The sequence below is a fragment of the Anianabacter salinae genome (assembly GCF_019061145.1).
GTDB lineage: Bacteria > Pseudomonadota > Alphaproteobacteria > Rhodobacterales > Rhodobacteraceae > Anianibacter > Anianibacter salinarum.
Genome location: NZ_JAHQZS010000002.1, coordinates 102,776 through 124,289, shown reverse-complemented (window position 1 = coordinate 124,289; position 21,514 = coordinate 102,776). Strand labels below are relative to the sequence as shown.

The following is a 21,514-nucleotide window of genomic DNA, read 5'->3' as shown; positions in this document are numbered from 1 at the left end:
TAATTGCGTTTCAAACAAAGCGAAGCGCATCACGCTTGCACAATTCTTTCGCGTGCGTCGGTTCTTCCCTTTACCCGCCTCAATCGCTTGTGAAACGCTGGGTAAATGGATGGGCGAGGGACGGTCGCGTGGGCCGAAATCTGATTTCGAACGGCTGGAGCCGGATGGCCGGGCTGGTCATGCTGGCATTGCTCCTGACGATTCGCATCCTCGACCCGACGCCGGTTTCGATCCTGCGCAACCTTGCCTTCGACACCTTCCAGCGCGTCAAGCCGCGCGAGGTGGCGCCCGCCCCGGTGACGATCATCGACATCGACGACGCCTCTATCGCCGAGTTGGGGCAATGGCCGTGGCCGCGCACCAGGCTGGCGCAGCTTGTCGACAACGCCACTGCGGGCGGGGCCGCCGCGATCGCCTTCGACGTGCTTTTCTCGGAACCCGACCGGCTGTCCCCCGGCCTGATCGCAAGCGACAACGAGGCGCTCGACCCTGCGATCCGCGACGCGCTGTCGGGCCTGCCGTCGAACGACGACATCTTTGCCGAAGCGATCGGGCGGGGCCGCGTGATCCTCGGCCAGACCAGCATCCGCGTCGCAGGGGCGGGCGGGCAAAGCGCCGTGCCGCGTGATGTGCCGCACGCGCTGCTAGGTCCCGATCCGCGTCCGTTCCTCTCGCGCTTTCCCGATCTGGTCGAGAACCTGCCAGCCCTCGAAGCCGCCGCTGCCGGGCGCGGTGTGTTCTCGGTCCGGCCCGACACTGACGGCGTCTACCGCCGCGTGCCGCTGGTGATGCTGGCGGGCGAGACGCTGCGCCTTGGCCTGACGCCCGAGTTGCTGCGCGTCGCGACCGGCGGGCAAAGCTTTGCCATCCGCAGCAACGAGGCGGGCGTGGACGGGATCGTGGTGGCCCGCCAGCTGATCCGCACCGATGCCACCGGGTCGGTGCGGCCCTACCTGTCGCACAGCGCGCGCGCGCGCTATGTCAGCGCCGCCGACGTGATCCTGAACCGACTGCCCGAGGGGCGGCTGGCCGGGCATCTTGTCCTTGTCGGCACCTCCGCCATCGGCCTCGAGGATTACCGCGCCACGCCTCTTGGCGTCGCCATGGCCGGGGTCGAGGTGCATGCGCAACTCCTGGAGAACATCCTGTCCAGCACGCTCTTGGATCGCCCGAACTACGCCATCTCGGTCGAGTTGCTGACCACCGCGATCCTTGGCCTTCTGACCGTCCTGCTGGTGCCCAACATGGCGGCGCGCTGGGTGATCCTGTCGACGCTGCTGGTGCTGGCGGCCTATGTCACGACAACATGGCTCGCGTTCGAGCGTGCGCGGATGCTGATCGACCCGACCTATCCGGTGCTGGCGACGTTGCTGATCGCAGGCATCATGACGACGGCGAACTACCTGCGCGAGGAACGCCAGCGCCGCGAGATCCGGGGCGCCTTCGGACAATACGTCTCGCCCGCGCTGATCGAGCGGCTGCAGGACAACCCCGGCAGCCTGCGCCTTGGCGGCGAGACGAAAGAGCTGACGCTCCTGTTCAGCGACGTGCGCGGGTTCACGGCGATCTCGGAAAGCTTCAAGGACGACCCGCAGGGGCTGACCGTGCTGATGAACCGCTTTCTCACCGTGCTGTCGGACGCGATCCTCGACGAGGGCGGCACCATCGACAAGTTCATGGGCGATGCGGTCATGGCGTTCTGGAACGCGCCGCTGGACATCCCGCAGCACGCCCGCGCCGGATGCCGCGCCGCGATCGCCATGCGCAAGGCGGTCGAAGAGCTGAACACGCTCCGCCTCGCCGAGGCCACTGACGGCGAGACGGTGCACCGCATTGATGTCGGTGTCGGGCTGAACACCGGCTCCTGTGTCGTGGGCAACATGGGGTCCGACACCCGCTTTGACTATACCGCGCTTGGCGACACGGTGAACCTTGCCTCGCGGCTGGAGGGGCAATCAAAGCCCTACGGCGTCGGCATCGTGCTGGGAGAGTCGACCGCGCGCGAAGTCGAGCATGACATGGCGGTGATGGAGCTCGATCTTCTGCGGGTGAAGGGCAAGCAGGAACCGGTGCGCATCTTCGCCCTGCTCGGGGATCACACACTGATGGCCGATCCGGCGACCGTCAGCCTGCTGGAAACCAACCGCGACATGCTGGCCGCCTATCGCGATCAGCGCTGGGACGCCGCCGAAGCTGCCATGTGCGGGATGGAAACGGCAGGCGCCGAGGCGATGGGGCTGACGGGATACCTCGATCTCTACCGCGCCCGGATCGCCGAATTCCGCGCCGTGCCGCCGGGGCCGGACTGGGACGGCGTCTATACGGCGACGTCTAAGTAGCAAGGAAGGCTAGCGTTCGCGGAACGCCTCGGCCCTTGCGCGCAGGATGGGCTTGGCCAGATAAGACAGCACCGTCCGGCGGCCCGTCTGGATCTCGACCGTCGCCACCATGCCCGCGATGATCGGCAGCGGGCTCGCCTCGGTGCCAAGCGTCTGGCGGTCGGTTCGCACCACGACGCGAAAGAATGTCTCGCCTTCGCCCGTGTCGATGGAATTGGCACCGATGCGCAGCACCTCGCCGGACAACTTGCCATAGATCAGCGGATCATAGGCGGTGATCGTGACCGACGCAGGCTCTCCGGGGCCGATGAAGGCAACGTCCTGCGGGCGCAGGTCCGCCTCGATCAGAAGCCCGTCATCGGCGGGCACGATCTCGGCCAGTTGCGATCCGGCCTGCACCACGGCGCCCAGCGTCGAGATGGCAAGACGGTTCACCACCCCGTCCACCGGCGCGCGGATCTCGGTGCGGGTGACGCGCTCGGTCGCCGCCGACAGCGCCTCTTGCACCACCGCAAGCTCCAGCTCCAGCCGCGCAAGGCGTTCCCGCGCGGCCAGCACATAGCCCGACCGCGCGGCGGTGATCTCGTTCTCGGCCTCGGAAATGGCGGCGCGGGTGCGGGGCAGCGCGGCGTCGGTCACCGCAAGATCGCCGGTCAGTTCGGCAAGCCGTGCACGCAGGCGCAACAGCTCGATCTCGGGCACGACGCCGCGCGTGGCCATGTCCTCGGTCAGGGTGATCTCGTCGCGCAGGGGGCCAAGCACCGCCTCGGCGCGCGCGCGGGTCGCCTGCAACTCCTGCAGGTCCGCACGGCGCTGGTCGAGCCGGTTCTCCAGAACCTCGATCTCTTGCGCAAGCTGGCGGCGGCGCGAGGCAAAAACCTCGGCCTCGGCGGCGACGGCACGGGGCACCTGCGCGCGCAGCGCGGCGGGAAAGTCGGGCGCGTCCGCCTCCTCGGCCTCGGCGGACAGGCGGATGCGCTCGGCCTCCAGCGCAGCGCGGCGTTCAAGGAACTCGCCCTGCTCGGCCAGAACCGTGGTGTCGTCGACGGTGATGAGCACATCGCCTTGCGCCACCGTGTCGCCCTCGGCCACCGCGATGGCACGGACGACACCGCCCTCGGGGGCCTGCACGATCTGCACCTGCGACGACGGGATCACCCGGCCCATGCCGCGCGTCAATTCCTCGATCTCATAGGTCGCCGCCCACCAGCCGAACGCGGCCAGCCCGCCGACGATCAGCAACAGAAACGCCCATGCGCCGCGCCCCGCCGTCCCCGCCTCTGCGGCGGCGATGTCGTTGAGGAACTCCGCTTCCGGTCCGCGTCCGAACATCACTGCGCCTCGATTGATTTGGCGGCGCCCTGAAGCCGCTGCACGACCTCGGCATAGGGCCCGTCCAGCAGCTTGCGGCCCCGGTCGAACACGACAAGGCGCGGCGCGATGGCGGCAAGCGACTGGCGGTGCGTGCACAACACAAGGCCAAGCCCCTCTGTATGCAGCGTGCGCAGGCGTTCCGTCACAGTCGCCTCCATCCGCTGGTCCATCGCGTTGGTCGGCTCGTCGAGGAACATCAGGCGCGGACGGCGCAGCACGATCCTCGCAAGCGACAGGCCCTGCCGCTGGCCGCCTGACAGCCGGTTGCCCTTTTCGCCGACATGCGCGCCCAGCCCGTCGGGATGCTCGGCCACGAAGCGGTCCATGCCCGCATACCACAGCGCGCGCGCCAGATCGTCGTCCGAGGCGCCGGGGCGCCCGATCGACAGGTTCTCGCGCACGGTGCCGGTGAACAGCTCTGCATCCTGCGGCAGATAGCCGATCCCGGCGCGCAGTTCCGCCGGATCGTAATGTGACAGCTCTTGCCCGTCGACCAGCACCACGCCCTCGGTCGGGCGCAAGAGGCCGTTGAACAGCATGCCCGTGGTGGTCTTGCCCGACCCGACCGGGCCAACCAGCGCGACGCACTCGCCCGGGGACACGGACAGGTCCACGCCGTCCAGCGCGGGCACCTTGGCGCCGGGATAGGTGTATTTGACACCCTTCAGCTCGACCGCGCCCTGCCGGACGCGCGCCGCGCTGCGCACGGCTCCTCCGCCTTCCACCGGCAGCGCCATGAAATCGGTGATCGCCCGCATCGAGCGCACCGCGTAATGCGCGCGGAACAGCGTCTGCGCGATGTTGGCCAGCGGCGCCAGAACGCGGCCCGCAAGGATGTTGGCGGCGATCAGCGCGCCGATGGTGATGCGCCCGTCCGACACCAGGAACACGCCCCATACGATGATCCCGACGCTGACCGCCTGCTGCACCAGCTGCGTGCCGTTCAGCGCGACGTTCGACCAGAACCGTGTCTGCCCGCCCAGCCGGGCCGAGGCGGCGACGGCACTCTCCCATTCGCGCTGCATCGCGGGCTCGGCACCCAGTGACTTGATCGTGCCGATGCCCATCAGCGACTCCACCAGCACGGTGTGACGCCGGGTCGCCACCGCCTGCCCCTTGTCGACGCTGCGCCGCATCGGCATCTGCGCGATCAGGCCCAGCAGCAGCACGACCGGCACCGCCAGCGCGGGCACCAGCGCCAGCGGGCCGACGATGTACCACAAGACGCCAAGGAAGATGCCGACGAAGGCAAGGTCGATCACCGCGACGAAGCTGGCCGAGGCAAAGAAATCTCGCACCGTGTCGAAATCGCGGATCGTGCTGGCGATGCCCGCCGCGCCGCCGGGGCGCGAGAGCAGTTCCACCGACATCGCCTGCCGGAACAGCGCAGCGCCGACGCGCAGGTCCACCCGCCGCGTCACCCGTTCCAGCACCACCGAGCGGATCATCCGCACGCAGAAATCAAGCGCGATGGCGATGCCGACGCCGATGGCCAGCGTCGTGAGGGTCACGAAGGCCAGGTTCGGGATCACCCGGTCGTAGACGTTCATCACGAACAGCGGCAGCGCGAGGTTCAGAAGGTTCACCACCAGCACCGCAAGGATCACCTGCGCCCAGGCGTCCCATCCGCCCCAGAACGGCCCCCAGAACCAGTGGCGCGCCCGGCCGCCCGGATCGGTGGACAGTCGCGGTGCCCCGTCGCCCTCGGGCGCGGCAAGGATCAAGGGGCCGCTCAGCCTGCGGCGCAACGCGCGCTGGCCGATGTCCTGCGCGTGCGCGCCCTCGGAGGGATCGACGATGCGCCACATGCGCCGCCCCTCGGCCCGGCCCGCGACGATCAGCGGCTGACCTTTGCGGGTGATGGCGATGACGGGGAACACGGCGGGGTCCAGGCGGGCCAGATCCCGCTCGACCGTGCGGGCGCGCAGGCCCACCGCCCCCAGCCCCCGGATCAGCGCGCCTCGGTCATGGGCCGCGAAATCGGTCGGCACCCGCGCGGCGACGGCGGACGCGGTGAAAGGGTGCCCGTGATGCGCCGCCATCCAGCCGATCACGGCAAACGCCAGCCCGCGTGGCGTATCGGGGGAAACCTCGCTCTCCGATCCCAGCACCGCAGGTCCGCCCGATGTCGTGGCGGCCGCGACGGGGGCGGAGGGATCGCTGGTCATTCGAGCGGCGGAACCGATGTGTTGAAGACGGCGCCGGTGGGGGCACCCTGCGCGCGGTCCTCAAAGCCCGGCGCCAGTGCCACGGCAGCCCGCGACAGCCCGAAGTGATCGGCCAGCGCGCTTTTCGCGGCCAGCAGGCGGTAGGCGCCGAAGGTCACGGCAGAGTCGGCGCTGATCTCCTGGAAACGGATGTTGAACAGCGTGCGCTCGGCCTCGAGAACGTCGATCAGGCTGCGCTTGGCCGCCTCGACCTCATCGCGGTACTGCCGAACGATCTGCTGGTTGGCGCGCACCTGCCGCGCCAGAAGATCGCGCCGCTCGATTGCCGTCTGATAGCCGTTCCACGCCCGCGCCGCGATCTCGCGCACCTCGCGGGCGATGGTCTCTGCCTCATAGGCGGCCTGTGCGGCCTCGGCGTCGAAATAGGCTTCCTCGGCATCGCGCCCGCCGCCATAGAGCTGCCAGTTGAACCGCAGCCCGACGAAGGCGTCGGTGTCCGAGCCGAAAGACCCGCTGCGATCGATCCCGTGGGCCACGCCTGCGTTCAGCGTCACACGGGGCAAACGGCGCGCCAGCGCGACGTTCTTGTCATACAGCGGCTCTCGCGCCCGCGCCCCGGCGGCGGCAACCTTGTTGGATGCGGCGACAGCCTCGGACAGGTAGGCGTCAAGGTGGCGCGGCACACCGCGCGGGTACGGCACCGACATCGCGCCCGATGGCAAATGACCGACGACACGCTCGTACCGCGCCTTGGCGTCGGACAGCGAGCGCTCGACATCCAGCACGGCGCTTTGCGCAGCAAGAATGCGGTCGTCGACAAGGAACCCGTCGCTCGCCGGAAGTCGCCCGCCATCGACCAGATCGCGGACCTGCCGCGCAAGCTGTTGATGCTGCACCACATTGTCACGCGCCAGCGCGACAAGCCGATGCAGGCGCACAACGTCGATATACGCCTCGACCGCCGTCAGGGCGAGCGTTTCGGCAGCGTCGAGGCGGCGATAGATCGCGCCGTCGATGCGCACGGAATTTCGGTAGACAAGGTTCGAGCGACGATAGCCGTCGAACAGGGTGAACTCGACGCCGACGCCGATCTGGCGCGCCAGCTTGAGCCGGTTGTTCTCGTTCGGGGCAAGCGAGGACGGGTTGTCGACAATCTGGCCGCCGACTTCGCCGAACAGGTTGACCGTCGGCTCGTATTCGGACCGCAGGCGGGCGAGGTCGGCAACCGAGGCGCGCACGTCCGCCTCGGCGGCGCGGGCCGCCGGGTTCGACGTGACTGCCGCAGCCACGGCGCTCGCCAAGGGTTCCGCGCCGACCGTGACTGGTGTGAAAAGGGCCAATACCAACGACAGGCTGGAAAGTGTTACTCGCACAGACATACCCCGCAGTGCGTCACGCGCTTGGTCGCAGCCTAGTTTAGCCCGCAGACAGCCGCCGCGATATATCCACAGGCCGAAATCTCGGTCCTGTTGTAAATATGCGCGCTTCCCGAACGACCTGTCAGATGAAGTGAACGTAGAAATCGCGCAGCGCATCGCCTTCCATCTCGCGGGTCTTGCGCACCTCCTTGCGCTTCATGAACGCATGATGCGCCACCAGATCGGCGCCGACGGCCTGCGACAGGGCGGTATCCGCCTCCAGATCGTCGATGGCGCGGCGCAGGTCTTCGGCGACGCTGACCTTGGCATCGGTGCGGTCGAAACAATCGCCGCCTTCCATCGGCGGCAGATCATAGCCGCCCTCGACCCCAAGACGCGCCGCCTGAAGCACCGTGGCGACAGCGGTGTAGGGATTGGCCGAGGCGTCGGCCATCCGGTGTTCCAGTCGCGCCTTGGCGCCGCCCTCGCCCGACACCCGCGCCGTGACGCCGCGGTGGTCGCCGCCCCAGTTGCACCAGTAGCCTGACAAGGCCGCAGGTTGCAGCCGTTGGTAGCTGTTGACCGTGGGCGCGATCAGCCCGGCCATGCCCTTGTGATGCCGCATCCAGCCCGCGATGCAGCCCTTTGCCAGATCGCTCATGTTTTCCGGCCCGCCGACGGGCCCGGTCGAGACGGCATTGCGCCCCTCGGCATCGGTGAATGACAGGTTGATGTGCATCCCCGCCCCCCCGGCTTCGGCCACGGGTTTCGGCATGAAGGACAACAGGATACCGTGATCCAGCGCGATCTCGCGCGCCATCTGGCGGAACAGGACAATGTCGTCCACCGCCTTGACCGCGTCGTCGAACTTCAACGTGAACTCGAACTCGGGCGCATCGTATTCCGCTGTCATCAGCTCCAGCTCGAAGCCCAGATCCTCGGCGCGTTCCCAGATCGCATCGGTGAAGCGCAACGGATCGGTGAAGTTGCCGGTGCCATAAACCACGGCGCCGGGGGTGTCATAGGGGCGCAGCACGCCGCGCTCGTCCGCCTGAAGCGCGAAACATTCCAGCTCAATCCCGATCTTGGGCGTCAGGCCCTTGGCCTCCCACCCGGCGACCGCGCGCTTCAGCGCCCCGCGCGGACACAGCGGCAAAGGCGCGCCGTCCGCACCGAACAGATCACCCAGGACCACCTTCGTCGACGGCTCCCACCCGTCGCGGATCTCGGCCCCCGCCCAGCGCAGTTCCATGTCGGGCAGGCCGCCCCGCACGCCTGTTCCGGGCGCATCGAGCAGCAGGTCCTTGTCGTAATGCACCGAGAACGTCGGCTGGGCAAAACGCGTGCCGCCATCGCCGATCTTGCTCCCCGGCAGGTATTTCCCCCGCAGGATCGACAGGTGATCGCAGAACATCGCGCGCAGGCGGTCTTTCATCGGGGCATCCTTCAGCGGAGTGTGACGCGCACGGGAAGCGACTTGATCCCGCCCACGAAGTTGGAGCGCAGGAATTTCTCGGTGCCCGCCATCTCGATCCCCGCAATACGTTTCGTCAATTCCTGAAACAGCACTCGCACCTCGAGCCGCGCAAGGTGCATGCCAAGGCAGACATGCGGGCCGCCCTGCCCAAAGGACAGGTGCGGGTTGGGCTTGCGCCCCGGATCGACGGTCAAGGGATCTTCAAAGACCGCATCGTCGCGGTTGGCCGAAGCGAACCACAAGAGCACCTTGTCGCCCGCGCGGATCGTCTGGCCATGCACCTCAATATCGCGCGCGGCCGTGCGGCGGAAATAGGTAGCGGGCGTGGCCCAGCGGATGAATTCGTCGGCCATCGTGTCATCGACCGCCCCGCTGGCGACCTGGTCCAGCAGCCCCGGCTGGCGCGCCAGCGCCTGCATCCCGGCGGCGATGGAATAGCGCGTGGTGTCGTTCCCTGCGGCGACCAGAAGGCAAAAGAAGTTGCGAAACTCGGTCTCGCTGATGGTCTCGCCATCCTCATCAGGCGCAAGGATCATGTGCAGGATGCCGTCGGTGTCGCCGCGCGCCGCCTTGTCCGCCATCAACTCGCGCGCATAGGCGTAAAGCTCGGCCCCGGCAGGCGAGTTGAACGGCATCATGCGGAATTCGTCGGTGTCCAGCTTGTCGAGCACATGGTCGGTGAAATCGGGATCGGTGTTGGCGATCAGCGCGTCGCCCTTCTGCACCAGCCAGGGCAGATCGGCCTCGGGCACGCCCAGAATGCGGCCCAGCATCCGCATCGGCAATTCCCGCGCGATAGCCTTGGTGGCGTCGAACTCGGTGTCTTGCAGCGCGTAGTCCAGAATATCGACCGACAACGCGCGGATGTCATCCTCGAACCCGGCGACCACGGGGCGCGAGAAGGCGCGCATCACCTTCTTGCGCACATGGGTATGCTCGGGCGGGTCGGTTTCCTGAAACGTGCGCCGCGCGAGGTATTCCTCGTAGGTCTGGTCCTCCATCCGGATGCCCCGCGCGCTGGAGAACGTCGCGTAGTCGCGCAGCATCGCGGTGATGTCGGCATGACGCGTGACCGACCAGAACCCCTGCCCGCCTGCATACCCGGTCCAGCAAACCGGCGCCTCGGCCCGCATCCGCGCAAAGGTCGCGTGCGGCGGGCCGGACGCAAAGGCGTCGTGGCTGGTCAGGTCGGCGTGGCCGTCGTCGTTGGGCGTCCAGAGCGTCATCGGCAAACTCGTTTCACTTGCAACGATCAGTCTAACCACCCTATTCAGGGGGCTGGCAACCCGTTTTCACCCGGAGGCCCCGATGAAGATCGCGATCCTGATGGCGAACACCGACGAGTCCGATTTCGCGCGCCGCCATCCCCGCGACGGCGACAAGTGGCGCGCCCTGCTCGCCCCCCTGCGCCCGGACTGGACGTTCGAGGTCTTCGCGGTGAAGGACGGCGTGTTTCCGGGCGATCTTTCGTCCTTCGACGGCGTCATCGTCACCGGCAGCCCCGCCTCTGTGCGCTCGGGCGAGGACTGGACGCTGCGGCTGATGGATCTGCTGCGCAAGGGACACAATGCAGGCGTGCCGCTGTTCGGGGCCTGCTTTGGCCATCAGGCCATCGCGCAGGCGCTCGGCGGCGCGGTCGGCGACAACCCGGGCCCCTTCGTGCTGGGCACGGTCGAGACGCAAGTGACCGCGCCCGCCCCCTGGATGGACGGTGCGCCCCCGTCGGTGCGGCAATACGCGGCGCACGGCGAGCAGGTGCTGCGCGCGCCCCCCGGCGCCGAGGTGGTGCTTACCGCGCCCGGCTGCGCCATCGGCGGCTTCCGGCTGGGGGACAGCGTCTTCACCACCGAGTATCACCCCGAGATGACGCCCGGCTTCATCGCCGCGCTGACCGACCATCTGAAGGACAAGCTGCCCGAGGACGTGACCGCAGCCGCCCGCGCCTCGCTGGCCGACCCCGCCGACACCGACACGCTGGCCCGCTGGATCGCCGCATTCTTCGAACACAAGCGCCCGTAGGGCGGGACTTGTCCCGCCTCCCCAGGTAAAGGCATCAAGGATCCGCCGCCCTGTAGGGCGGGACACGCCCCGCTGCCGCCCCTCACATCAACCAAAGCCGCGCATAGGGCGGCAGCGCGACGCGCCCGTTCCCGGTCTCGACACCGCTGCCCGACAACCCGTCCCGGAACAGCCGCACGCCATTGTCGCGGCACCAGTCGGCCGAGACCGAATGCCACCCTTCGGTGAAGTTGAACAGGCACAGCACCGCCCCCGCCGGTGCCTCGCGGGTGAAGGCGAACAGCGCCCGGCTGCCGGTGTCCTGAACCAGCGTCGCGTTCCCGCCATGCAGCGGCGCCAGACGCGCCCGCGCCGCCATGATCTGCCGCACGCCCCGGTGGATGCGCGCCGCAACGCCGGTCCCTTCCGCCGCTGCGCCCGCCGCTGCCTCCCAGTCCATCGCGGGGCGGTGCACCCAGCGGCTGTCATGGGCATGGGCAGGCACGTCCGCATAGCCGTAGTCATTCAGAAGGCCCAGCTCGTCCCCCATGTAGATCAACGGAATACCGCCATAGGACGCGATCAGCGCATGGCCCGTCAGGATGCGGTCGATCGCCAGATCGACGCCGCGCACATCGCCCGCCTCGAGCGCCGCCTCCAGCCCCGCCAGCGACGCGAAAGACCCCGAGATCCGCTTGTCGCCGGTCTCCTCGTTGACCTGAAACAGGGCGCCCTTCGCGAAACTGCCCGGAAACCCGCCCTCGTAGAATTCCGACAGGAAGGCCCGGTGCGCAGGCCCCGACAGCCCCACCGCCGCCGCGTCCTCGTCGGTGACCGCCCAGCCGATGTCGTCATGGCAGCGGATATAGGTGGCATAGGTCGCGTTCTGCACCACGGGCGGGAAATGCGTGCGCATCACATGGGTCATCAGGGCGGTGTCGCGCGCCGCCAGCGCCGACCAGAACTGCACCATCAGGCTGTTGTGATAGGCAAGGTTGCCCTCCTTGCCGGTATGCTCGCCCGCGCCAAGGTATGGGATCATCTCGCCCGGCGACACGATCGCTTCTTCCAGGTGGATCACGGCGGGCGCGGCGATCCGGCAGGCGGCGCGCAGCGCCTGCAGGATCATGTGCACCTCGGGTTCGGACTGGCAGCGTGTGCCAAGGCGCTTCCACATGAACGCGACCGCATCCAGCCGCAGCACCTCGGCGCCGCGATTGGCGAGATACAGCATCACCTCGACCATTTCGAGGAACACGGCAGGGTTCGCCCAGTTGAGATCCCACTGATGGGTGTTGAACGTGGTCCAGACCCAGCGCCCCATATCAGCGTCATAGCTAAAGCTGCCGGGCGCGGTGTCGGGAAACACCTCGACGAGGTATTCCTCATAGGCACGCGGCAGCTTGTCGGTCTCAAAGGTCAGGTAATAGTCGCGGTAGCGCGCATCGCCCTTGCGCGCCTTGCGGGCCCAGGCATGTTCGCGCGCGGTGTGGTTCAGGACCATGTCGATGCAGACCGAGATGCCGCGCGCCCGCAGCGCCGCCGCCACCTCCTCGAACTCCTGCATCGTGCCGTAGGCGGGATTGATGCTGCGATAGTCGGCGACCGAATAGCCACCGTCGCTGTCGCCCTTGCGCGGCTTGAGGCAAGGCATGAAATGCACGTAGGTGACGCCGAGGTCTTCAAGGTAATCCAGCCGGTCGAGCACGCCCTTCAGCGTCCCTGCGAAACGGTCGATGTAGAACACATAGCCGACCTGCCCCTCGCGCTGGAACCAGTCCGGCTCCAGATCGCGCGCAAGGTCCAGCCACTTCAGATCCTCCGGCCGCGCTTCCCAGGCCTTGCGCAGCGCCGTCATCAGCTTGCCGCGAAACGCCTCATAATCACCGCGCTGGCCATAAAGCCGCTCCAGCATCCCGAACAGATCGTCCCGGCTGCGCGCCAGCCGCATCTCGAAAAGCCTCTGATCGCTCGCAACAGCCGTCTCTGCCAAGCCCGCACCTGTCATCTTTGGTCCACAAATACCTCCGGGGGGTGTGGGGGGCAGAGCCCCCCACCGACGCCCGCCTCTAGGTGATCACGTCCGGCGTCTCGCGGCCGACCGCCGCAGCGATCCCGGCCAACGCGTGCGCGGCGCGGATCACCGGCGCCAGCGCCTCTTGCGGGTCCTCGGCCAAGCCCTCCGGCCCCGGCACATAGCGTTCGAGATACAGCCGCAGCGTCGCGCCGCTGGTGCCCGTGCCCGACAGCCGCATCACGATCCGCGCGCCATCGCCGAAGACAAGGCGCAGCCCCTGCCCCGTCGACACCGAGCCGTCCACCGGATCGGTGTAGTTGAAATCATCCGCCGCGATCACGGTCATGCCCTGCACGTCCTGCCCCAGCAGATCGCCCATCCGGCCGCGCAGGGCGGACAGCATGTCCTCGGCCGCCGCCGTCTCCAGCCCCTCGAAATCGTGGCGGGAATAGTAGTTGCGCCCGAATTCCTTCCAGTGCGCGGCCAGCAGGTCCGCGACGCTGCCCCCGCCCACCGCGAGGATGTTCAGCCACATCAGCACCGCCCAGAGGCCATCCTTTTCGCGCACATGGTCCGATCCGGTGCCGAAACTCTCCTCGCCGCACAGCTGCGCGCGCCCCGCGTCCATCAGGTTGCCGAAGAATTTCCATCCCGTCGGCGTCTCGAAGCAGTCGATGCCCAGCTTCGCGGCCACGCGGTCGACAGCAGCCGAAGTCGGCATCGACCGCGCGACGCCTGACAGCCCGCCCATGTAGCCCTTGGCGAGATGCGCGTTGGCGGCGATCACCGCAAGGCTGTCCGACGGAGAGACATAGGTGCCGCGTCCGACGATCATGTTGCGGTCGCCGTCGCCGTCGCTGGCGGCACCGAGATCGGGGGCGCCCTCGCCCATCATCTCGGCCATCAACTCGTGCGCCCAGGTCGGATTGGGGTCGGGGTGCATGCCGCCGAAATCGGGGAGCGGGTCGCGGTGGGTGACGGTGCCGACGGGAAAGCCAAGCCGGTTCTCGAGGATCTCGCAGGCATAGGGCCCTGTCACCGCGCACATCGCGTCAAAGCGCATGGTGAAGCCGTCGGCGATCAGCGCGCGGATGGCGCCGAAATCGAACAGCGTCTCCATCAGGTCGGCATAGTCCGCGACCGGGTCGACCACCTCGACCGCCATGTCGCCCAGCGCCACCGTGCCAAGGACCGACAGGTCGATGTCGGGGGCATCCATGATCCTGTATCCGGTGATCCGCGTCGTCGCCTCGTGGATCGCCGCCGTCACGCTTTCCGGCGCGGGGCCACCGTTCGGGGTGTTGAACTTCACGCCGAAATCCTCGTCCGGGCCGCCGGGGTTGTGGCTGGCCGACAGGATGATCCCGCCATCGGTGCCGCGCAGCCGGATCAGGTGCGACGCGGCGGGCGTCGACAGGATCGCGCCCTGCCCGACGATCACCTTTGCCGCGCCGTTCGCGGCGGCCATCCGCAGGATCACCTGCGCCGCGCGATCGTTGAAATAGCGCCCGTCACCGCCGACCACAAAGCTCTTGCCCGCCGCGCCGCCGATCGCGTCAAAGATCGCCTGAACGAAATTCTCGAGATAATGCGCGCCCATGAACACCGGCGTCTTCTTGCGCAGGCCGCTGGTGCCGGGCTTTTGCCCGTCGATGGGCGATGTCTTGACGGTGTGCACGGTCATGGTCCGCTCCTAGTCAGATTTGGGTGCGCGCATAGGCCAGCACGGCCTCGGACGGCACGCGCACAATGTCCGATGTAACGCAATTCGGCCCGGCTTCGGGTTCCGCCGTATCAAGGATGTTTTCCCACACAAGGCCGTCGGGAAGGACCGGCAAGGTCACCTCGACCTCACCGCCTGCGTTGAACACCGCGAAGATCACGTCATCCGAGGCGGCATAGTCTGGCGTCCCGTAAGAGGTGCGGATTTCGACGCACAGCGCTTTCCAGCCGGGATTGTGCCAGTCGCGCGGCTCGGGCGCGGTGCCGTCCGGCAGGCGCCAGACCACGTCGGGGATGCCGTCCTTGCGGCGCGGGCGCGAGTGCAGGAACAGCCGTTGCCTTAGCACTGGATGCTCGCGCCGTATCCGCGTCAGCTTGGCCACGAAATCGGTCAGCGCATCGTCGGGGTCCGACCAGTCCAGCCAGCCGGTCTCGTTGTCCTGGGCATAGGCGTTGTTGTTGCCGCCCTGGCTGTTGCCGAATTCGTCGCCAGCCAGCAGCATCGGCGTGCCCTGGCTCAGGAACAGCGTCGCCAGCATGTTGCGCTTGCGCTGCAGGCGGCGCGCGGTGATGCCGGGATCGTCTGCCGGACCCTCGACGCCGAAATTGTCCGAGAAATTCTCGGAATGGCCGTCGCGGTTGTCCTCGCCGTTGGCGGCGTTGTGCTTCTTGGAATAGCTGACCACATCCTGCAACGTGAAGCCGTCATGCGCGGTCAGGAAATTCACCGACGCGGTGGCGGCGCGGCCCGAATGGTCGAACTCGTCGGCGCTGCCGAGGATGCGCTTGGACAGGTCCGAGGTCAAAAGATCCCCGCCCCGCCAGAACCGCCGAACCCCGTCTCGGTACTTGTCGTTCCACTCAAGAAACGGATGCGGCCAGCTTCCGACCTGGTAGCCGCCCGGCCCGATGTCCCACGGCTCGGCGATCAGCTTGACGCGGGACAGGACAGGGTCCTGCCGGATCGTGTCGAGAAACCCGCCATGCGGATCGAACCCGTCCGCCTCGCGCGCCAGCGTGGTGGCAAGATCAAACCGGAAGCCGTCGACGTGCATCACCTCGACCCAGTAGCGCAAACTGTCCATCACCATTCGCAGCACGGCGGGATGCTTGACGTTCAGCGTGTTCCCGGTGCCGGTGTCGTTGATGTAATGGCGCCCATCGAGCAGCCGGTAATAACTGGCGTTGTCCAGCCCGCGAAAGGCCAGCGTCGGCCCCATCTCGTTGCCCTCGCCCGAGTGGTTGTAGACCACGTCGAGGATCACCTCGATGCCCGCCGAATGAAGGCGGCGCACCATCGTCTGGAACTCCCAGATCTCGCCCTGCGCCATGTAACGCGGTTCGGGCGCGAAAAAGCCGATGGACTGGTAGCCCCAATAGTTGCGCAAGCCCTTCTGGATCAGGAACCGGTCGTCGAGAAAGGCATGCACCGGCAGCAATTCGACCGCGGTGACGCCCAGCCGCGTCAGGTGGTCCAGCATCGGCTCCGAACAGACGCCCATGTAGGTGCCCTGAACCGCCGGATCGACGCGCGGGTGCGTCTCGGTCAGGCCCTTGGCGTGCGCTTCGTAGATCACGGTTTCCGACCGCGGCACGCGCGGGGGCGTGTCGTTGCCCCAGTTGAAGGACGGGTCCACCACGACCGATTTCGGCATGGCAAAGGCGCTGTCGCGGGTGTCGAAGGACAGATCGGCCCGGTTCGAGCCGACCTTGTAGCCCATCAGCGCGTCCGACCATTTCAGGCGTCCGTCCAGCTTCTTGGCATAGGGGTCCAGCAGCAGCTTGTTGGGGTTGAACCGGTGCCCCGCCTCGGGCTCGTAGGGGCCGTGCACGCGGTAGCCATAACGGGTGCCGGGCGTCAGGCCGCGCACGTAGACGTGCCAGACATCGCCGTCGCGCTCGGTCAGCGGGATGCGCGCGCGCTCCTTGCGGCCATCCTCGGTGAACAGGCACAATTCCACCAACTGCGCATGGGCCGAGAAGACGGCAAAGTTCACGCCCTCGCCATCAAAGGTCGCGCCCAGCGGATCGGGGCGACCGGACGCCAGCGGATGCTGCTTGAGGCTGGATTTGATGTCGGACGGCACTGCGTTCACGCGGCGGGACTTTCGGACAGCAGGCTTTCATACAGACGGGCATAGGCGGCGGACGAGGCGTTCCAGTCGACGGGCTGCTTCATGCCGTTCTTCTGCACCATCTGCCATTGCGCCGTATCGCCATGAAGCTGCACCAGCCGCCGCAGCGCATCGCCCAGGGCGGTCGCGTCTGTCGGGTGAAAGGTGATCCCCGTCGCCGCTTTCGCGGCAAGCGCCATCGGGTTGGCGTGGATCACCGTATCGGCCAGCCCGCCCGTCGCGGCCACGACGGGCACGGTGCCATAGCTGAGCCCCATCATCTGCGTCAGCCCGCAAGGTTCGAACCGCGAGGGCACCAGCACCGCATCGCCGCCCGCGAAGATGCGGTGCGACAGGGCCTCGTCATAGCCGATCTTGACGCCGACACGGCCCGGGAAGCGGCCCGCCGCCCGGCGCATCGCCTCTTCCAGCCCGGCATCGCCGGAGCCGAGGACGACCAGACCGCCGCCCGCCAGGATGAATTCGGGCAGAACCTCGGGGATCAGGTCGATGCCCTTCTGCGTAGTCAGGCGGCTGACCACCACGACCAGCGGCCCCGGCACATCGCCAAGGCCGAACTCGTCCAGAAGACGCGCGCGGTTCTGCGCCTTTTTCTTCAGCGTCCTGGCGTCATAAGCGACGATCTCGGGATCGGCGGCGGGCGACCAGACACTGGTGTCGATGCCGTTGAGGATGCCGTGCAGGCAATCCGCGCGCTTCGAGATGATGCCTTCCAGCCCCATGCCGAACTCCGGGCGCATCAACTCGGACGCATAGGTCGGCGACACGGTGGTGATCGCATCCGCCGTCACCAGCCCGGCCTTCAGCGCCGACACGTTGCCGTAGTATTCCAGCGCGTCAGCGTGGAATTCCGCCACCGGCAGGCCCAGCCCCCCCAGAAGGTCGGCGCCCGCGATGCCCTGGAACGCGATGTTGTGCACGGTCATCACGGTCTTGACCGGGGACGCCCCGGCATAACGCAGGTAGGCGGGCGCAAGCCCCGCCTGCCAGTCATGGGCGTGCAGGATCTCGGGCTGCCAGCCATCCGACAGGCCGCCCTCGGCGACAAGCCGTGCCGCCTTGCACAGCGCGGCAAAGCGCTGCGGGTTGTCGGGGTGATCGCCCTTGGCCCCGGCATAGGGGCCGCCCTCGCGGTCATAGAGATGCGGCGCGTCGAGCAGCAGCATCCGGGTGCCGGACGCCTCCGCCGCGACGATGCGCGCCTTGCCGCCCTGCAGATCGCCCGACCACAGCGCGGTGCCGCCGCCAAGACGCGGCAGCAGCCCCCGGTAAGCCGGCATCAGCACCCGCATCGACCAGCCGTGCCGGGCCAGCGCGCCGGGAAGCGCGCCGACGACATCGGCCAGCCCCCCGGTCTTGAGAAGCGGCGCGCATTCCGAGGCGACGGACAGGACGTTGCGGGTCATCTGCGCGTGTTATCCTTTCGCAGCCGCACGCGCGGCGATCATGTCCTGCGTGACGAGGACGATGCCGCTGTCGGTGCGGCGGAACCACTTGGCGTCTTCCTCGGGGTCTTCCCCGACGATCAGCCCCTGCGGGATGTCCACGCCCCTGTCGATCACGCAGTTCTTCAGCCGCGCCTGCCGGTTCACCGTAACGTAAGGCAGCGCCACCACCGACGACAGTTCCGAGAAACTGTGCGTCCGGCAGCCGGTGAACAGCAGCGAGTTGCGGATTTCCGAGCCCGAAATGATACAGTTGCCCGACACCAGCGACGAGATCGCCGAGCCGCGCCTGCCGTCCTCGTCGTGGATGAACTTGGCGGGCGGGTTGATCTCGGCGTAGGTCCAGATCGGCCAACTGTTGTCGTAGAGGTCCAGCTTGGGCGTGAAATCGGTCAGGTCGATGTTGGCCTGCCAGAACGCGTCGATGGTGCCCACGTCGCGCCAGTAGGGTTCATCCTCGATCCCGCTGGTCACACAGCTTTCCGAGAACAGATGCGCCATCGCCTTGCCGTTCTTGACGATGTCGGGGATCAGGTCATGGCCGAAATCGTGGCTGGAATTGGGGTCCTCGGCGTCGCGGATCAGAAGATCGCGCAGGAACGGCCAGTTGAAGACATAGATACCCATCGACGCCAGCGCATTGTCGGGATCGCCCGGCATCGCGGGCGGGTCCTTGGGCTTTTCCAGAAAGCTTGTGATCCGCCGGGTCTTGTCGACCGCCATCACGCCAAAGGCCGACGCCTCGGCGCGGGGCACGGTCAGGCAGCCGACGGTCACATCGGCGCCGGTCTCGACGTGCTGACGCAGCATCACCTCGTAGTCCATCTTGTAGATGTGGTCGCCCGCCAGGATGATGACGTAGTCGACGCCGTAGTCATCGACGATGTCGATGTTCTGGGTCACGGCATCGGCGGTGCCCATGTACCACTTGTTCTCGTCCACGCGCTGCGACGCGGGCAGGATGTCGAGGTATTCGTTCCGCTCGGCGCGAAAGAAGTTCCAGCCGCGCTGGCAATGCCGGATCAGCGAATGCGCCTTGTATTGCGTCGCGATGGCCATCTTGCGGATACCCGAATTGACCGCGTTCGACAGCGCAAAGTCGATGATCCGGGTCTTGCCGCCAAAGTAGACGGCAGGTTTGGCCCGGCGGTCCGTCAGTTCCTTGAGACGGCTCCCCCGGCCGCCCGCAAGGACAAAGGCCATGGCCCGGCTGGAAAGCCTCGTGTTCGGCGTCGGTTGCATGTCGTCCCCCCTTTTTGTCCCTGCAGGTCAGTCCTGCACGAAAATCACGGCCGAGAGCGGCGGAATGACGATCTCCGCCGACTGCTCCTGCCCCATCCACGGCACGTTCTCGGTGGCAATGCCGCCCCCGTTGCCCCGGTTGCCGCCGCCGTAGACCTCGGCGTCCGTGTTCAGCGCCTCGCGCCAGTGCCCGCCGCCCGGAAAGCCGATGCGATAGCCGTCACGCGGCACGGGCGTCATGTTGAGAGCGATCACCGCAGGCTTGTCGCCCGGCCCGCCCTTTCGCATCCAGGCATAGACCGACCGGTCGGCATCGTTGAGTTCAAGCCAGCCAAAGCCTTCGGGCCGCGTGTCGTTCACATGCAGCGCGGGCGTGCCGCGATATAGGTGGTTGAGGTCGCGCACGAGGCTCTGGATGCCCCGGTGCGGCGCGCCGTCCAGAAGATGCCAGTCCAGTGACCGGCCGTGGTTCCATTCGTCCCACTGGGCAAACTCCTGCCCCATGAACAGAAGCTTCTTGCCCGGGTGCGTCCACATGAAACCGTAGTAGGCGCGCAAGTTGGCGAATTTCTCCCAGTCGGAGCCGGGCATCTTGGCGATCATGCTGCCTTTGCCGTGCACCACCTCGTCATGGCTGATCGGCAGGATGTAGTTTTCCGAGAACGCGTAGGTCAGTCCGAAGGTCAGGTCATGGTGGTGGTGACGGCGGTGGATCGGGTCCTTCTCCATGTACCGCAGGGTGTCGTTCATCCACCCCATGTTCCACTTGAACCCAAAGCCAAGCCCGCCGTGATCGACGGGCCGTGACACGCCGGGAAAGGCGGTGGATTCCTCGGCCACGGTCAGGATGCCGGGAATTTCGCCATAGACGACGGTGTTCATCGTCTTGAGAAGATCAATCGCCTCGTAATTCTCGCGCCCGCCGTCCTTGTTCGGCACCCATTCCCCGGCCTTGCGGCTGTAGTCGCGGTACAGCATCGAGGCGACCGCATCGACGCGCAGCCCGTCGACGTGAAATTCCTCGAGCCAATACAAGGCGTTGGACATCAGGTAGTTGGCCACCTCGGTGCGGCCAAAGTTGTAGATCAGCGTGTTCCAGTCCTGGTGAAACCCCTCGCGCGGGTCGGCGTGTTCATAAAGCGCCGTGCCGTCGAACCGCGCCAGCCCATGCGCATCCGATGGGAAGTGCCCCGGCACCCAGTCCATGATGATCCCCAGCCCGCGCGCGTGCGCCGCATCGACGAAGGCGGCATATTCGGCGGGTGTCCCGTGGCGGATCGTCGGCGCGAACAGGCCCACCGGCTGATACCCCCAGCTGCCGTCAAAGGGATGCTCTCCCACCGGCATCAGCTCGATATGGGTGAACCCCATGTCGGCGGCATAGCCGACAAGCTGGTCGGCCAGTTCCACATAGCTGAGCGGCCGGGCACCGCCATCGGCCTTGCGCCAACTGCCGAGGTGAACCTCGTACACCGAGATCGGCGCATCGACGCGGTGCGCCTCGTGCCGGATGTCGAGCCAGCCCTTGTCCTGCCAGTCATGGGTGCCGATACGGCGCACGACGCTGGCGGTGGCGGGCGGGTGTTCGGCGCCGAACCCCACCGGATCGGCCTTGAGAGGCACCATCTGGCCGCCCGCACCGCGGATTTCGAACTTGTAATGCTCGCCCTCGGTCAGGCCGGGAATGAACAGCTCCCACACGCCGGTCGAGCCGCGCCGCCGCATCGGATGACGCCGCCCGTCCCAGGTGTTGAAGTTGCCGACCACCGACACCCGTTCCGCGTTGGGCGCCCAGACGGCGAAGCCGACGCCCTCGGCCCCCTCATGCGTCATGGGGTGTGCGCCCAGCACCTGCCAGACGTGGCGGTGCGTGCCCTCGCCCAAAAGGTATTCGTCCATCTCGCCCATGATCGGGCCAAAGCGGTAGGGATCGTCGGCCTCCCAGGTCGCATCCGGCGTTGTGATGCGCAGGCGGTAGGCGCTCGCGCGGCCCGGCTTGCCGGTGAAGAACCCCGGCAGCCCCTCAAGCGGGTCCATTGCGATGTCCTTGCCGCCCGCGATCAACGTCATCGCCGTTGCGTCCGGCACGAAGGCGCGCACGATCTTGCTGCGCCCCACCCTGTGTGGCCCCAGAACCGAGAACGGATCACCATGCGCCCCGGCGGCGATCGCGCGCGCTGCCTCCGGGTTCACGGGCACAGCGCCTTCCGTCTTGTTCGTTGTCGCCTTGGCCGCCATC

Annotated in this window: 13 protein-coding genes; 2 read left to right on the top strand and 11 right to left on the bottom strand. The window is 67.3% G+C overall.

Annotated features, from left to right (window positions below; translation table 11 throughout):
* The first annotated feature begins 128 nt into the window (after positions 1-128).
* Entirely contained in the window at positions 129-2,339 is a 2,211-nt protein-coding gene (locus KTJ87_RS05195; RefSeq protein ID WP_267138036.1) for a CHASE2 domain-containing protein, read from the top strand.
* Between the two features lie 9 nt (positions 2,340-2,348).
* Here KTJ87_RS05195 and KTJ87_RS05190 read toward each other — a convergent pair whose 3' ends face one another.
* The 5 genes from KTJ87_RS05190 to KTJ87_RS05170 all read right to left on the bottom strand — a co-directional run bounded on the left by KTJ87_RS05190 (position 2,349) and on the right by KTJ87_RS05170 (position 9,942).
* Positions 2,349-3,671 carry an HlyD family type I secretion periplasmic adaptor subunit gene (locus KTJ87_RS05190; protein ID WP_267138035.1) on the bottom strand — a complete coding sequence of 441 codons (1,323 nt, stop codon included), beginning with the start codon at positions 3,669-3,671 and terminating at the stop codon, positions 2,349-2,351.
* Positions 3,671-5,881, bottom strand: coding sequence for a type I secretion system permease/ATPase (locus KTJ87_RS05185; RefSeq protein WP_267138034.1), 2,211 nt, complete (start codon positions 5,879-5,881; stop codon positions 3,671-3,673). The genes KTJ87_RS05190 and KTJ87_RS05185 overlap by 1 nt, the downstream gene beginning before the upstream one ends.
* Positions 5,878-7,170, bottom strand: a complete 1,293-nt coding sequence (locus KTJ87_RS05180; RefSeq protein ID WP_267138033.1) for a TolC family protein — start codon at positions 7,168-7,170, stop codon at positions 5,878-5,880. The genes KTJ87_RS05185 and KTJ87_RS05180 overlap by 4 nt, the downstream gene beginning before the upstream one ends.
* A gap of 211 nt (positions 7,171-7,381) precedes the next feature.
* Positions 7,382-8,674 (bottom strand): type I glutamate--ammonia ligase, encoded by a 1,293-nt coding sequence (locus tag KTJ87_RS05175; protein ID WP_267138032.1) that lies wholly within the window; start codon positions 8,672-8,674, stop codon positions 7,382-7,384.
* Between the two features lie 11 nt (positions 8,675-8,685).
* Entirely contained in the window at positions 8,686-9,942 is a 1,257-nt protein-coding gene (locus KTJ87_RS05170; RefSeq protein ID WP_267138031.1) for a cytochrome P450, read from the bottom strand.
* 82 nt (positions 9,943-10,024) lie between these two features.
* Here KTJ87_RS05170 and KTJ87_RS05165 point away from each other — a divergent pair, with 82 nt between their 5' ends.
* A complete protein-coding gene (locus KTJ87_RS05165; RefSeq protein ID WP_267138030.1) occupies positions 10,025-10,735 on the top strand; it encodes a type 1 glutamine amidotransferase in 711 nt (236 codons plus the stop codon).
* 82 nt (positions 10,736-10,817) lie between these two features.
* Here KTJ87_RS05165 and KTJ87_RS05160 read toward each other — a convergent pair whose 3' ends face one another.
* The 6 genes from KTJ87_RS05160 to glgB all read right to left on the bottom strand — a co-directional run bounded on the left by KTJ87_RS05160 (position 10,818) and on the right by glgB (position 21,513).
* The gene (locus KTJ87_RS05160; protein ID WP_267138029.1) at positions 10,818-12,722 is read right to left on the bottom strand and encodes an amylosucrase; all 1,905 of its coding nucleotides are present in this window, start codon (positions 12,720-12,722) and stop codon (positions 10,818-10,820) included.
* 61 nt (positions 12,723-12,783) lie between these two features.
* Positions 12,784-14,415: an alpha-D-glucose phosphate-specific phosphoglucomutase gene (locus KTJ87_RS05155; RefSeq protein ID WP_267138028.1), complete on the bottom strand. Its 1,632-nt coding sequence runs from the start codon at positions 14,413-14,415 to the stop codon at positions 12,784-12,786.
* 13 nt (positions 14,416-14,428) lie between these two features.
* Positions 14,429-16,540, bottom strand: coding sequence for a glycogen debranching protein GlgX (gene glgX / locus KTJ87_RS05150; RefSeq protein ID WP_267138741.1), 2,112 nt, complete (start codon positions 16,538-16,540; stop codon positions 14,429-14,431).
* Between the two features lie 5 nt (positions 16,541-16,545).
* Positions 16,546-17,994: a glycogen synthase GlgA gene (glgA, locus tag KTJ87_RS05145; protein WP_267138027.1), complete on the bottom strand. Its 1,449-nt coding sequence runs from the start codon at positions 17,992-17,994 to the stop codon at positions 16,546-16,548.
* 9 nt (positions 17,995-18,003) lie between these two features.
* On the bottom strand, positions 18,004-19,275 hold the full coding sequence (glgC, locus tag KTJ87_RS05140; RefSeq protein ID WP_267138026.1) for a glucose-1-phosphate adenylyltransferase: 1,272 nt from the start codon (positions 19,273-19,275) through the stop codon (positions 18,004-18,006).
* A 27-nt stretch (positions 19,276-19,302) separates the two neighbouring features.
* Entirely contained in the window at positions 19,303-21,513 is a 2,211-nt protein-coding gene (gene glgB / locus KTJ87_RS05135; protein WP_267138025.1) for a 1,4-alpha-glucan branching protein GlgB, read from the bottom strand.
* Position 21,514 lies beyond the last annotated feature (1 nt).

Coding starts and splice junctions, on each gene's coding strand:
- KTJ87_RS05190 (WP_267138035.1), bottom strand. CDS start 3,671: ATGTTCGGACGCGGACCGGAAGCGGAGTTCCTCAACGACATCGCCGCC.
- KTJ87_RS05185 (WP_267138034.1), bottom strand. CDS start 5,881: ATGACCAGCGATCCCTCCGCCCCCGTCGCGGCCGCCACGACATCGGGC.
- KTJ87_RS05175 (WP_267138032.1), bottom strand. CDS start 8,674: ATGAAAGACCGCCTGCGCGCGATGTTCTGCGATCACCTGTCGATCCTG.
- KTJ87_RS05170 (WP_267138031.1), bottom strand. CDS start 9,942: ATGACGCTCTGGACGCCCAACGACGACGGCCACGCCGACCTGACCAGC.
- KTJ87_RS05165 (WP_267138030.1), top strand. CDS start 10,025: ATGAAGATCGCGATCCTGATGGCGAACACCGACGAGTCCGATTTCGCG.
- KTJ87_RS05160 (WP_267138029.1), bottom strand. CDS start 12,722: ATGACAGGTGCGGGCTTGGCAGAGACGGCTGTTGCGAGCGATCAGAGG.
- KTJ87_RS05155 (WP_267138028.1), bottom strand. CDS start 14,415: ATGACCGTGCACACCGTCAAGACATCGCCCATCGACGGGCAAAAGCCC.
- glgA (WP_267138027.1), bottom strand. CDS start 17,994: ATGACCCGCAACGTCCTGTCCGTCGCCTCGGAATGCGCGCCGCTTCTC.
- glgC (WP_267138026.1), bottom strand. CDS start 19,275: ATGCAACCGACGCCGAACACGAGGCTTTCCAGCCGGGCCATGGCCTTT.
- glgB (WP_267138025.1), bottom strand. CDS start 21,513: ATGGCGGCCAAGGCGACAACGAACAAGACGGAAGGCGCTGTGCCCGTG.